The sequence below is a fragment of the Pseudomonas putida genome, from assembly GCF_028682455.1.
GTDB classification, from domain to species: Bacteria; Pseudomonadota; Gammaproteobacteria; order Pseudomonadales; family Pseudomonadaceae; genus Aquipseudomonas; species Aquipseudomonas putida_AA.
Genome location: NZ_JANHLD010000002.1, coordinates 1,211,086 through 1,224,227, shown reverse-complemented (window position 1 = coordinate 1,224,227; position 13,142 = coordinate 1,211,086). Strand labels below are relative to the sequence as shown.

Sequence of the window (13,142 nt, the reverse complement as noted above, 5' to 3'; positions counted from 1 at the left end):
CGCGCGTCGGCGGTCAACGCGGTGCCCACAGATCCGGCAAGCCGGGGTCGCTGACCATAATCAGGCGCTTGAGCAATACCTTGAGCGCCTGGGCATCGGCCGGCCCGAGCTTGGCCGACAGTTCTTCTTCCACCACCTTGGCCAGGGCCAGTTGTTGCAGCGAAGCCTCGCGGCCGTTGGCGGTGAGGACAAAGCGCAGATGCCCAGGCTCGCCCTCGATGGCCACCATGTTCTGACGCTCCAGAAAGCGCATGCTCGCCAGGGTCACTTCATGGCCGGTGTAATCGACGAAGGTGTTTATCTCTTCGAGGCTGAGGTTGTCGCGAATGCACAGCACCGAGAGGATGAAAAACGCCTGCTCGTCCAGTTGCTGGTTGTTCAGCAGCAGGCGCAGGGCGTTGAGCAACTGGTAATGCGCGCGCCCCAGCAGGTAGCCGAGCAGGTCCTCGGTGTAGCTGCACTCCGGCGGCGGGGTGGTGGCCAGGCGCAGTTCGCTGCGCGGCTTGCGCATGGCCAGGGCGTACTGGCCGCTCTGGAACGCCAGTGGGGCACGTTCGCTGTGATCGAAGGCCAGCACTTCGCCGACGAAGATCACATGATCGCCGCCCTCGTACTGGAAGGCCGTGCGGCACTGAAAGCGGGCGGTGCAATCCTGCAGCAGCGGCGCTTCGCTGACCCCGTCGTCGAACTGGATCTCGGCGAACTTGTCCTCGCCCTGAGTGGCGAAGCGTCCGGACAGCTGCTCCTGTTCGGTCGACAGCACATGCACGTTCCAGTGCTTGCCATTGCTGAAAATCGGCAGGCTGCGGGCTTTTTTCGACAGGCTCCAGAGCACCAGCGGCGGGTTGAGCGACACCGAGTTGAAACTGTTGGCGGTGATGCCCACTGGCGAGCCGTCTTCGGCCTGGGTGGTGATGATAGTGACCCCGGTGGTGAAAGTGCCGAGCGCGGTGCGAAAGGCCTGGGGGTCGAAACCGATGTTTGGCGTTGCCATGACTGACCTCATGGGGTGGGATTTTCGTGGTGCCAGTATTGGTCGCAGGCCGTGTGTACACATCGTCTTAACGGACTAACGCAATTGCCGGGTTCTCGTCCGATCGGACGAGGCGCCAGCCCTTGTGCACCGCTAGTGTGGCGCCAGCCGCCACCCACGTGAGCCAAGGGGAAATCGATGACTTCAGCACACCCAGCCGTAGACCAATTGACCCGCCTGCTGGCGCGTCAGAAAGACGCCTTCAATGCCGCCGGTGCCGTCAGCGCCGCCACCCGTCGCCAGCGCCTGCAGCAGGTGATCGAGCTGTTGGTGCGCCACCACGGCGAACTGACCGAGGCCATCGACCTGGACTTTGGCGGTCGGCCGGCGGGGTTCTCGCTGATGAACGATGTGGTCGGCGCCCTGTCTTCGCTCAAGCACGCCCGCGATCACCTCGAACACTGGATGCAGGACGAGCAACGCCCGCCATTCGCGCCCTACGACCAGCTGGGCGCCCAGGCCTGGGTCATGCACCAACCCAAGGGCAGCGTCGGCATCATCGGCACCTGGAACGCGCCGCTGTACACATTGCTGAGCCCGCTGGCCTCGGCCCTGGCGGCAGGCAACCGGGCAATCCTCAAGCCGTCGGACGTGGTGCCGCGTACCGCGCAACTGCTCGAAAACCTGTTCGCCGAATACATCGACCCGCTGGAGGTGGCGGTGATCACTGGTGACTCCTCGGTGGCCAAGGTCTTTTCGGCCCAGCCGTTCGATCACCTGGTCTTCACCGGCAGCACCGAGGTGGGCCGCTCGGTCATGCGCAATGCGTCCCAGCACCTGGTGCCGGTGACCCTGGAGCTGGGAGGCAAGTCACCGGTGATTGTTTCATCCAGCGCCGACGTTGCCCGCGCCGCCTTCAGCATTGCCGTGGCCAAGGCCAGCAACGGCGGGCAGATCTGCATCAACCCGGACCTGGTCTATGTGCCCCAGGCAGCGCTTGAAGACTTCCTCGCCGCCCTGCGCAGCAGCTATTGCGAACTCAACCCCACCGTTGCCGGTAATCCGGATGTGGTGGCGGTGGTCAACCAGCGGCATGTGCAGCGGGTAGAAAGTTATGTGCGCGAAGCCCGCGAGCTGGGCGCCCGGGTTGAATGCCTGCCCGAGGCCGTGCCCCTGGATGCCGAGGACCGCCGGCGTCCGTTGCAGGTGGTGGTCAACCCGCCTCGTGACAGCCTGATCATGCGCGAAGAAATCTTCGGCCCGGCGCTGGTGGTGCTGACCTACCAGCAACTCGATCAGGTATTGGCCGAAATCAATGCTCGCCCACGGCCACTGGCCCTGTACTACTTCGGCAGCGACCTCAACGAACAGCGCCATGTGCTGGAACACAGCGTGTCGGGCGGGGTGACCATCAACGATGTGATGATGCATGCCGCCATGCACGATGCACCGTTCGGCGGCGTGGGTGCCTCGGGCCTCGGGCATTATCACGGCCGCGAGGGCTTCCTTGAGTTCAGCCACATGCGTACTGTGTTCAAGGCCCCGGCGCATGACCCTCGCCGTGAATGGGGCTTGCTGCCGCCGTACGGCGAGCACTACCTGGCGGCGATGACTGCATTGGTCACTGCCGATTGATCGTAGCCGCCCTCGATGCATGCCTTCAGAATCCAGCACAGGAAGTATTCATGACCCAGCACAGTACGGCCGAACCCAGCGCCGCCACCACGCTTTCCACCACCGACGCGCCTGTCACCTGGCCCCGGCGCAGCGTTCTCAAGGCCGGCGCCGTGGCCGCTGGCGTAGGCTTGCTCGGTCGCTTTGCCGATGCGCGTGCTGCCGGGTTGTCGGACCGTGAGTACCAGGGCCTGGATGCCTGGGCCATGAGCGAGGCGGTGCGCAAGGGCGAGCTCAGTGGCGAGGATCTGCTCGCCGCTGCGCTGGCCCGGTGCAGCGCGGTCAACGGCAAGGTCAAGGCGGTGAACATGCTGCATGAGGACTACGCCCGTGCCCTGTTGGCGCAGCGCCGGCAGGCCGGCATACAGGCCCAGGGTGCGCTGGCCGGGGTACCGATCCTGATCAAGGACCTGAACACCTACCTCAAGGGCACATCCACCAGCAATGGCAGCCGCCTGTTCAAGGATGCGCCACCGGCTGCCAGCACCAGTACCCTGATCACCCGCTACGAACAGGCCGGTGCGGTGCCGTTCGGCAAGACCACTTGCCCCGAATTCGGCCTGACCACCACCACCGAGTCGCTGCTCTGGGGCCAGACCCGCAACCCCTGGAACCTGGAGCACAGCGCCGGGGGGTCGTCAGGTGGCGCGGCCAGTGCGGTGGCGGCCGGTATCGTACCGGTGGCCCATGCCACCGACGGCGGTGGGTCGATTCGTATCCCGGCGTCTTACTGCGGCTTGATCGGGCTCAAGCCAAGCCGCTATCGCACGCCCAGTGGGCCAGCGCATTTCGAGGGCTGGTTCGGCGCCAGCGTGGGCAACGTGGTGTCGCGCAGCGTGCGCGACATGGCGTTGTTCCTGGACGCGGGGCAGGGGCACGAGGCCGGCAGCCCTTACTGGAGTGCGCCGCTGGCGCGGCCGTATGTGGATGAACTTGCGCGCGAACCGGGCAAGCTGCGCATTGCAGTGGTACGCCAGTCCTTGACCGGTGCAGCGCTGGAGCCGGCGATTGCCGCCACCCTGGAGCAGACCATCAAGCAACTGACGAATCTTGGACACGAACTGGAGGAGCTGACCTTGGCAGTCGATCCCCGGCAGATGTTCGGTGCCCACGGTACGGTGATCGGTACCGCCCTGACCACGCTGGTGAAAGACCGCGAGCAGGCGCTGGGCCGTGCGGCCACAACCCAGGACCTGGAGAAAATCACCCAGGTGGTACTTGAGCGGGCGCGGGGGACCACCGGCGAGGGACTGTACCGGGCGCGGCAGTCGTTCGAAACCATCGGTGCGCAGATGGAGGGCTACTTCGAGCGTTTCGACCTGATCCTCTCGCCGGTGACGGCCAACCTGACCCCACGCATAGGCTTGTTGTCGCTCGACCAGCCCTGGGACAGCTATGCCCAGCATGCGATGGGCAGTGCCGGGTTCACCGCGCTGGCCAACGTCAGCGGCCAGCCGGCGATTTCATTGCCACTGGGCTGGAGCCAGGAGGGGTTGCCGGTGGGGATGATGTTCACGGCGCGCCTGGGTGGGGAGGATGGCTTGCTGCGCATGGCACGGCAGTTGGAACAGGCGCAGCCTTGGGCGGGCAAGCGGGCTCTGCTTGGCTGATTCGTCGCTGGTTTTTTGCGCAGGGCAAGCCCGCTCCCACCGGATGTGAATCTGCACGGCAGGAGCGGACTTGACCCGCGATGAGGCAACTGCTGCCGCCACATCAAGCGTCGGTCCGGCGCCCGCATTGCCCCCGCATAGTCCGCTTTGACGATGAGCCCGCCAAACGCTGAGTCGATCATCAGGTCTGTCTCTCAGCCAATGGCATAACAATAATGACAGCTCAAGTTCAGACTCAAAGCGCCTATGACGTGATCGTCGTCGGCTCGGGTGCCGGCGCAATGACTTCGGCGGTGTTCCTCGCCGACCAGGGGTTCAGCGTGCTGATCGTCGAGAAGAGCGACAAGTACGGTGGCACCTCGGCGATTTCCGGTGGCGGGATCTGGATTCCCAACAACCACTATTTCACCCGCAAGGGCGGCAACGACAGCGTCGAGCAGGCCCTGACCTACCTCAAGGCGGCCGCGGGCGATCACGTCGACGAAGCGCGCTTGCGTGCCTACCTCGACAATGCGCCGAAGATGATCGAGACCCTTACCCGCACCAGCCGAGTGCGCTACGCGGTGGCAGAAAAGTACCCCGACTATTACCCGCACCTGCCAGGCGCCTTGCCCGGTGGCCGGACCCTGGACCCCGAGCTGTTCGACACCAGCCTGTTGGGCGAGGAACTGGACAACCTGCGCAAACCTTCGCCCTCGACCCTGCTGATGGGGCGCATCGCCTGGACCGCCCGCCATGCCCACAAGGCCATGGCCCGCGGCTTTGGCTGGCAGTTGCTGATCTTGCGCCTGATGCTGCGCTACAAGCTCGACTTCAAATGGCGGCGCAAGAGCAAGTACGACCGCCGCGCTGCCCTGGGCAGCTCGCTGGTGGCGTCGCTGCGCCGCTCGTTGATGGACCGCAATGTACCGCTGTGGCTGAACACCGACTTTTCCGGCCTGGTCAGCGAACAGGGCCGTGTCACCGGCGTGACGGTGGTGCGCGGCGGCCGCGAGATGACCCTCAAGGCGCGTCACGGGGTGATCCTCGGCTCCGGCGGTTTCGAACAGAACCAGGCACTGCGCGAGCAGTACCTGCCGCAACCTACGCGCATGGCCTGGAGTGCCACGCCGCCGGGTAACAACACCGGCGCCGCGCTGCAGGCCGGCCTGGCCCAGGGTGCGGCCACCGCGTTGATGGACTGGGCCTGGTGGGCGCCGACCATTGCCGTGCCGGGTGAGGAAAAGCCCCGCGGTATCTTTGCCGAGCGGGCGTTCCCTGGTGCCATCGTGGTCAACGGCCTGGGCCGGCGCTTCATCAACGAAGCCGCGCCGTACCTGGAATTTGTCGACGCCATGTACCGCGACAACGAAACCACCGCAGGCAAGAGCGTGCCGGCCTGGGTGATTTTCGACGGGCACTTTCGCCACAACTACGCCATGGGTCCGCTGATGCCGGCCCAGGTCATGCCCGACAGCCGCCTGCGCAAAGAGTGGCGCGACAGCCTGTACTGGAAGGCCGACACCCTGGGCGAACTGGCACAGATGATCGGCGTCGATGCCGCTGGCCTGGAAAACACCGTGGCCAAGGTCAACGACTATGCCCGCACCGGTATCGACCCGGATTTCGGCCGCGGCGGCAACGTGTTCGACCGCTACTACGGCGACAGCAACGTCAAGCCCAACCCGTGCCTGGCGCCGCTGCGCAAGGGCCCGTACTACGCCATGCGCATGGATGCCGGCGACATCGGCACCAAGGGCGGCCTGCTGACCAATGCCGACGCCCAGGTGGTGCGTGAAGACGGCCAGCCGATTGCCGGGTTGTATGCCATCGGCAATTGCTCGGCCTCGGTGATGGGCACCAGCTATCCCGGTGCCGGCGGCACCCTGGGGCCAGCGATGACTTTTGCCTACGTGGCCGCCAATCACCTTGCCAGCCAGCGCCAGGAGCCCGCATGAAGACCTCCGATAAGCTATCGAGCTGCAGCCCCATCCTGGCGCCCTTGCGGGTCGGCGACAGCAAGACGCTGAAATGGGATGCGCAGTGTGATGTGTTGGTCATTGGCTGGGGGGCGGCGGGTGCCTGCGTGGCCCTCGAGGCACGCGCCCAGGGCGCCGATGTACTGATTGCCGACCGCTTTACCGGCGGTGGCGCCAGCGCCAAGAGTGGCGGGGTGGTGTATGCCGGCGGTGGCACCCGCCAGCAGCAGGCCGCCGGGATCACTGACAGTCCGCAAGCCATGTTCGATTATCTCAAGCATGAAACCTGCGGCGTGGTCAGTGATACCACCTTGCGGCGCTTCTGCGAGCAGAGCGTGGCCAACCTCGAATGGTTGCAGGGCCACGGCGCGCCCTACGGCCACCAGATGCCACCGGGCGGCAAGACCTCGTACCCGGGCGATGGCTATTTTCTCTATTACTCCGGCAATGAGCTGGTGCCGTCGCACACCGACAGCTTGCCACCCGCACCCCGCGGTCATCGCACCGTGGGCAAGGGGCAATGCGGGGCGGTGCTCTATGGTCACCTGCAGGCCGCTTGCCTGAAGGCCGGTGTTCGTCCGTTGCTGCAGGCGGCAGCGCGGCGCCTGGTGCTGGACGGCCAGGGGCGGGTGATCGGCGCCGAGCTGTGGCGCTTGCCACCGGGCAGTGAAGCGGCCAAGACCCATGCCCGCCTTGCAGCTCGCGCCGAACGTTGGCAGAACCTGGCGCCGGGCTATTGCGACAAGCTGCGCCAGCGCGTCAGCCAGCTTGAGCGCGAGCATGCGCAGCCATATCGGGTGCAGGCGCGCCAGGGTGTGGTGCTCAGCACCGGCGGTTTTATTTTCAACCGTGAATTGATGCGCGAGCATGCCCCGGATTTTCGCCGCAACTTCAAGGTGGGCGCCACCGGCTGCGACGGCAGCGGCCTGCGCCTGGGGCAAAGTGCCGGGGCGGCCAGCGCCGGGCTCGAGCGGGTATCGGCCTGGCGTTTCATCAACCCGCCGCACTGCTGGCCCAAGGGCATCGTGGTCAACCGTGACGGCAAGCGCTTTTGCAACGAGGAAGTGTACGGCGCCACCCTTGGCCAGCCGCTGATGGAAGAGCAGGGTGGCCGCGCCTGGCTGGTGCTCGATGCGCGGCTGCGCGCCAAGGCTATTCGCCAGGCCTTGTTCGGTGGCTACTGGTGGTTCCAGAGCGTGCCGGCGCTGGCCTTGATGCTGCTCAAGCAGCGCAGGGGCAAGACCCCGGCCCAGCTCGCCCAGGCCACCGGCATGCAGGCCGAGGCACTGAGCCAGGCGCTGCAGCGCTACAACGCGGCGGCGCGGGGTGAGGCCGAGGATGAATTCGGCAAGTCGCCGGGGAGTCGCCAGGTGCTCGATCAAGGCCCGTTCTATGCCTGTGATATTTCCGTGGGCAATCCGATTTTTCCGCTGGGTGCGTTGACCCTGGGCGGGCTCAAGGTGAATGAGGACAGCGGTGCCGTGCTCGATGCGCAGGGGCAGGCGATTGCTGGCCTGTATGCCGCCGGGCGCACGGCGCTGGGGATTCCATCGCATTTGTATATCAGTGGTCTGTCGCTGGCGGACTGCGTGTTTTCCGGGCGTCGTGCGGGGGCTGCCATCGCGGCGCAGGCCCGTGCAGCCCACCACCATGAATCGTCGATGACAACGAGGAGCAGCGTATGAGTGGTCGAGTTCAAGGCAAGGTCGCCCTGGTCACCGGCGGCGCCAATGGTATCGGCCGCGCCTGTGCGCGGTTGCTGGCGGCTGAAGGTGCACAGGTGGTGATCAGCGATGTCGACGAGCAGGCTGGCCAGGCCCTGGCTGCCGAGATCGGCGCGGCGGCTGCGTTCATCCGCCATGACGCCAGCAGCGAGCATGACTGGCAGCAGGTCATGGCGTTGCTGCGCGACCGCTACGGGCGCCTGGACATCCTGTTCAACAACGCGGGCATCCTGCGCAGCGGGTCGGTCGAAGACACCACCCTGGACACCTGGCACCAGGTGCTGCGGGTCAACAGCGACAGTGTGTTCCTCGGTTGTCGCGAGGCCATTGCATTGATGAAGGCCACGGGTGGCTCGATCATCAACATGTCGTCGATTGCGGCACTGGGTGGGCGCGGTGACTACCTGGCCTACAGTGCTTCCAAAGGCGCGGTGGCGGCATTGTCGCGGTCGGTGGCGGTGCATTGTCGCCAGCGCAAGTACCGTATCCGCTGCAATACCTTGCATCCGGACAGCGTGCTCACCGCCATGACCCGTGGCAGTTATCCGGCGGGACTGGACCCGGAGCGCATGACCATCGACATCGACCCGATGCAGCGTATGTGCCTGCCTGAGGACGTGGCGGCCAGTGTGTTGTTCTTGGCCAGCGATGAGTCGCGAGCGATCAACGGGGTGGAATTGCGGGTCGACAGTGGGCAGTTGTTGATGAGCATTTGAGCCTGGGGGTGTGGGCTTTTTGGCCTTGTGTGTTGATCCACTCTCGAGGGTGATGCTGAGTCACTCGCCCCACCAGGGGCCCTACGCTTCGCGTCGGGCCCCCTCACTACGGGGCCTGAAGATAAAGATCAAGAGCACAATTCGCTACGCTCCTGCTGGCCTGCGCCGAACCTGTAGGAGCGGGCTTGCCCCGCGAGAGGCCGGTATTTTCAATACCCCTCAAACCGCGCCGGGCGCTTTTCGATGAATGCCTGCATGCCTTCCTTCTGGTCACGCGACGCAAACAACAATGCATTGGCCTTGCGTTCCAGGGCCAGGCCCGCTTCCAGCGGTGCATCCATGCCCGCCAGGATGACTTCCTTGATCTGTTCGGCCGCCAGCGCCGGCATGGCGGCGATCAGCGCTGCCAATTCCAGTGCCTTGGCCTGTACCTGGTCATCGTCCACCAGGTCACTCACCAAGCCGGCCACCCAGGCCTCTTCGGCACTGATCGGCTGCCCGGTCAGGGCCATGCGCATGGCCTTGACCTTGCCCACCGCACGGACCAGGCGCTGGGTGCCGCCGATGCCCGGCATGATGCCAATGCGGATCTCCGGCTGGCAGAAGCGCGCACCACGGCCAGCCACGATCAGGTCGGCCAGCATCGCCAGTTCGCAGCCGCCGCCATAGGCGTAGCCGCACACCGCGGCGATCACCGGTTTGGGGCAGTGCTGGATCGGCGCCCACACCCGCTCGGTATGGCGCTTGTAGATATCGATAGGGCCGACGCCGGCCATGCTGTTGATGTCGCCACCGGCGGCGAACACCTTGTCGCCACCGGTGAGCAGGATGCAGCGCACATCGGGATCCTCGGCCAGGGCCGTGAAGTGCCGGGACAGCAGGGCCTGCAGGTCCAGGCTCAGCGCATTGGTGGCCTGGGGACGGTTCAGGCGCAACAGGGCGACGCCAGGCAGGGGGTGTTCGAGCAGAACCGGTGGGGCGGTGGAATCGTCCATGGGCATCCTCGTGCGCGTAGTCGTTGGCTTGCAGTGTCGAGGCGTGCCCGCTGCAATTCATCGTCCGTTCAGACGAAGTACGGCGCTGAGGTTGTCCCTAGAGTGACCCTTGTCAAACGAACAAGGAGCACGACATGGGTCAGCACGCGGGGTTGGATTACAGCGGCAAGGTGGTGCTCGTCACGGGCGGCACCAAGGGGATCGGCGCGGGGATCGCCAGCGAGTTTCTCGCCGCCGGTGCCCAGGTGATTGTCTGTGCCCGGCATGCGCCGCTGCAGGTGCCGACGCATGGCAACAGCAGTGCGGCGTTCATACCGGCGGACGTGCGTGACAGCGACTCGCTGCAAGCGCTGTTCGATGCGATCCGCCACGAATACGGCCGCCTCGACGTGCTCGTCAACAACGCCGGCGGCAGCCCCCAGGCGCCGGCCGCCGAGGCATCGCCCCGGTTTCACGAGAGCATCATCCGCCTCAACCTGATCGCCCCCTTCAATGTCGCCCAGCACGCCAACCGGCTGATGCAGGGGCAGGCCGAAGGAGGCTGCATTCTCTTTATCGGCAGCATCAGTGCCCTGCGTTCTTCGCCCGGTACCGCTGCCTATGGCGCGGCCAAGGCTGGCGTCCTGGCGCTGGTGCAGTCGCTGGCGGTGGAGTGGGCGCCGAAGGTGCGGGTGGTGGCCGTCAGCCCAGGCCTGGTACTGACCGAGCAGGCGCACCTGCACTACGGCACCGACGCCGGTATTGCGGCGGTGAGCGCCGGCATTCCTGCCGGGCGCATGGCCGTGGCCCAGGACATCGCCAACGCCTGCCTGTACATGGCCTCGCCGCTGGCCGCCTATGCCAGCGGCTGCAACCTGTTGCTGCATGGCGGTGGCGAGCGCCCGGCCTTTCTCGATGCGGCCCAGGTGCTGCCGACCTGATCGACCCCGGCAGCACCGGCGTGCCGGTCGCTGCCCTCACTTTGCAGGAGACGACTGTGGCAGATCCACAATTGCTGTCCAATGTGAGCGCCCTGGTGGGGCGCCAATACGGGCGGGTGTATGCCTGGGATGAGGTGAACGCACCGATGATCCGCCAATGGTGCGAGATCATGGGCGTGGACAACCCGCTCTACACCGATCCGGCCGCGGCCCTTGAAAGCGTTCACGAAGGCCTGATCGCACCCCCGGGGATGCTCCAGGTGTGGACGATGGAAGGCTTTCACGCCAACAACTATCCGCCAGGGTCCACCGACGAGAACCCCTACGAAGTCCTCAAGTTGTTCGAGGCGTACGGCTACAACTCGGTAGTGGCGGTGAACTCCGAACTGAGCTTCACCCGGCCGTTGCACCTGGGCGAAAAACTCTACTACACCACTCGCCTGGAATCGGTGGGCGAGGAAAAAACCACCGGTCTTGGCACCGGCTTTTTCGTCACCCTGGTGATGAGCCATTTTGTCGAGAAATCCTCTGGCGACGAGCCGGTGGGCGAGTTGCTGTTTCGCGTGTTCAAGTTCCGCCCGGCTGCCCAGGCGCCGGCAGCGCCTGCACCTGCCAGCGAAGCGCCGGTGGTGGCCAAGCGGCCGTTGCCGGGCATCAGCGACGACACCCGGTTCTTCTGGGAAGGCTGCGCCAAGGGCCAGTTGCTGATCCAGCGCTGCACGGCCTGCTCGACCCTGCGTCACCCGCCGGCGCCGGTGTGCATCCAGTGCCACAGCTTCGACTGGGACATCGTGCAGGCCAGTGGCCGGGCCAGCCTGTACTCCTTCGTGGTCATGCACTACCCGGTGGTGGCGCCGTTCGAGCACCCCAACCCCATCGGCCTGGTCGAGCTGGAGGAGGGCGTGCGCCTGGTTGCAGGCCTGGTCGGCGTGGAGCCTGGCCAGTTGCAGATCGGCCAGCGTCTGCAGGTGGAGTTCCAGGTCTTCGATGAGCAGCAGACCTTGCCGTTGTTCCGACCGGTCGCCGGGCAGGAGGCGCCATGAACTTCGAATTGAGCGAAGACCAGCGCGCCATTGCGCAAATGGCCGACAGCCTGTTTGCCGACCACTGCGACGACGACGCCCTGCGCCAGTGGGACAGCAGCGGCGAAGCGATGATGAATGACCTCTGGGGTCTGTGCGTGGAGACCGGGCTGCATGCCCTGGCGATTCCCGAACGGGCCGGTGGCAGCGACCTGGGCCTGACCGAGCTGATGCTGGTGCTCCAGGCCCAGGGCCGCAGCCTGGCCCAGGTCCCGCTGTGGCGTCATCAACTGGCAGCGGCGACCCTGGCGCACTTTGCCCTGGGCGAGGCTGCCAGCTGGGCCGAACGGGCAGCGTCGGCCGAGGCGATCCTGACCTTGTCCATCGACGCCCGGGCCAGTGCCGGCGGCATCGAACTCAGGGCCCGCCCGTGCGAAGGGGGTTGGTTGCTCGATGGCCGGGTATCGGCACTCGCCTTCGGCCAGCAGGCCCAGGCTGCACTGGTGCTGGCCGAGGCCGAGGGCCAGCCACGGCTGGTGCTGCTGGAGCTGGGCGCGGCACAGATTCGCCGGGTGCCCGGCGTGCTGACGCATGGCGAGGCGGTGGCCGAAATCGAGGTCCAGGACCTGCGCATCGGTGCCGAGCAACTGCTGCCGGGCCCGGCGCTGGACTGGTTGGAGCCGCGCGCCCAGGCCGCATTGGCCGCGCTGCAACTGGGCGTCAGTGCCGAGCACATCCGCCGCACCGTGGCCTACGTCAGCGAGCGCGAGCAGTTCGGTCGGCCGATCGGCAGCTTCCAGGCCGTGCAGATGAGCATGGCCGATGCCCACATCGCCCTCGAAGCCTTGCGCAGCAGCCTCTGGCAACTGTGCTACCGGCTCGACGCCGGCCTTGGCAGCAGCGCCCAGGCCCTGGCCACGGCGTACCTGGCCTGCGAGGCAGGGCATCGCATTGGCCACAACGCGCAGCATGTGCACGGCGGTATCGGCGTGGACCTTACCTACCCGATCCACCGTTTTCTCTATTGGAGCCGCGCCCTGGGCCTTGCCCTGGGGGGATCGGCGGCAAGCCTGGAACGCCTTGGCGACTGGCTGGGCGATAACGACAAGCTGGGATGGAAATATGACCTCGAAGAACACGCTGCGCTTTGAAGACGTGCACCCCGGCGATGCGCTGCCGGAGCTGGTGATCCCGATCACCGTGGGCCTGATCGCGGGCGGTGCGATCGCCACCCGTGACTACTTCCCGGGGCATCACGACCTGGAAGCGGCCAAGGCATTGGGCTCGCCACACATCTTCATGAACATCCTCACCACCAACGGCCTGGTGCAGCGCTTTGTCGAAGACTGGGCCGGCCCGCTGGCCCGCTTCGTGTCGCTGAAGATCAAGCTGGGCGCGCCCAACTACCCCGGCGACAGCATGACCTTCAGCGGCAGCGTTGCCAGCAAGGATACCGACACCGGCACGGTGCACGTGACCCTGAGCGGCAAGAATTCCATGGGCAATCACGTGACCGGTACGGTCGCGCTGATCCTGCCCTGACAGGCGGA

11 protein-coding genes are annotated in these 13,142 nt (G+C 65.9%); 9 read left to right on the top strand and 2 right to left on the bottom strand.

Annotation, left to right across the window (positions count from 1 at the left end):
* Positions 1-13: 13 nt before the first annotated feature.
* Positions 14-994: a flavin reductase family protein gene (locus tag NPS58_RS16095; protein ID WP_274116342.1), complete on the bottom strand. Its 981-nt coding sequence runs from the start codon at positions 992-994 to the stop codon at positions 14-16.
* Between the two features lie 177 nt (positions 995-1,171).
* Here NPS58_RS16095 and NPS58_RS16090 point away from each other — a divergent pair, with 177 nt between their 5' ends.
* The 5 genes from NPS58_RS16090 (at position 1,172) to NPS58_RS16070 (ending at position 8,655) form a co-directional block, all read left to right on the top strand.
* Positions 1,172-2,608 (top strand): coniferyl aldehyde dehydrogenase, encoded by a 1,437-nt coding sequence (locus NPS58_RS16090; RefSeq protein ID WP_274116341.1) that lies wholly within the window; start codon positions 1,172-1,174, stop codon positions 2,606-2,608.
* A gap of 50 nt (positions 2,609-2,658) precedes the next feature.
* Entirely contained in the window at positions 2,659-4,257 is a 1,599-nt protein-coding gene (locus tag NPS58_RS16085) for an amidase (RefSeq protein WP_274116340.1), read from the top strand.
* 215 nt (positions 4,258-4,472) lie between these two features.
* Complete coding sequence (locus tag NPS58_RS16080; RefSeq protein ID WP_274116339.1) at positions 4,473-6,194, top strand: FAD-binding protein; 1,722 nt, start codon at positions 4,473-4,475, stop codon at positions 6,192-6,194.
* Positions 6,191-7,900 (top strand): FAD-binding protein, encoded by a 1,710-nt coding sequence (locus tag NPS58_RS16075; protein ID WP_274116338.1) that lies wholly within the window; start codon positions 6,191-6,193, stop codon positions 7,898-7,900. The genes NPS58_RS16080 and NPS58_RS16075 overlap by 4 nt, the downstream gene beginning before the upstream one ends.
* A complete protein-coding gene (locus NPS58_RS16070) occupies positions 7,897-8,655 on the top strand; it encodes an SDR family oxidoreductase (RefSeq protein WP_274116337.1) in 759 nt (252 codons plus the stop codon). The genes NPS58_RS16075 and NPS58_RS16070 overlap by 4 nt, the downstream gene beginning before the upstream one ends.
* Positions 8,656-8,864: 209 nt before the next feature.
* On the opposite strand, the gene NPS58_RS16065 is transcribed toward NPS58_RS16070, so the two are convergent.
* A complete protein-coding gene (locus NPS58_RS16065) occupies positions 8,865-9,650 on the bottom strand; it encodes an enoyl-CoA hydratase (protein ID WP_274116336.1) in 786 nt (261 codons plus the stop codon).
* A 134-nt stretch (positions 9,651-9,784) separates the two neighbouring features.
* Between NPS58_RS16065 and NPS58_RS16060 the strand changes: the two genes are divergently transcribed.
* The 4 genes from NPS58_RS16060 to NPS58_RS16045 are packed head-to-tail and all read left to right on the top strand — an operon-like array spanning position 9,785 to position 13,134.
* The gene (locus NPS58_RS16060) at positions 9,785-10,570 is read left to right on the top strand and encodes an SDR family oxidoreductase (RefSeq protein WP_274116335.1); all 786 of its coding nucleotides are present in this window, start codon (positions 9,785-9,787) and stop codon (positions 10,568-10,570) included.
* 56 nt (positions 10,571-10,626) lie between these two features.
* Positions 10,627-11,613, top strand: a complete 987-nt coding sequence (locus NPS58_RS16055; protein WP_274116334.1) for a bifunctional MaoC family dehydratase N-terminal/OB-fold nucleic acid binding domain-containing protein — start codon at positions 10,627-10,629, stop codon at positions 11,611-11,613.
* Complete coding sequence (locus tag NPS58_RS16050) at positions 11,610-12,743, top strand: acyl-CoA dehydrogenase family protein (protein WP_274116333.1); 1,134 nt, start codon at positions 11,610-11,612, stop codon at positions 12,741-12,743. Before NPS58_RS16055 ends, NPS58_RS16050 begins: the two co-directional genes overlap by 4 nt.
* The gene (locus NPS58_RS16045; protein ID WP_274116332.1) at positions 12,715-13,134 is read left to right on the top strand and encodes a MaoC family dehydratase; all 420 of its coding nucleotides are present in this window, start codon (positions 12,715-12,717) and stop codon (positions 13,132-13,134) included. Before NPS58_RS16050 ends, NPS58_RS16045 begins: the two co-directional genes overlap by 29 nt.
* The last annotated feature ends 8 nt before the right edge of the window (positions 13,135-13,142 follow it).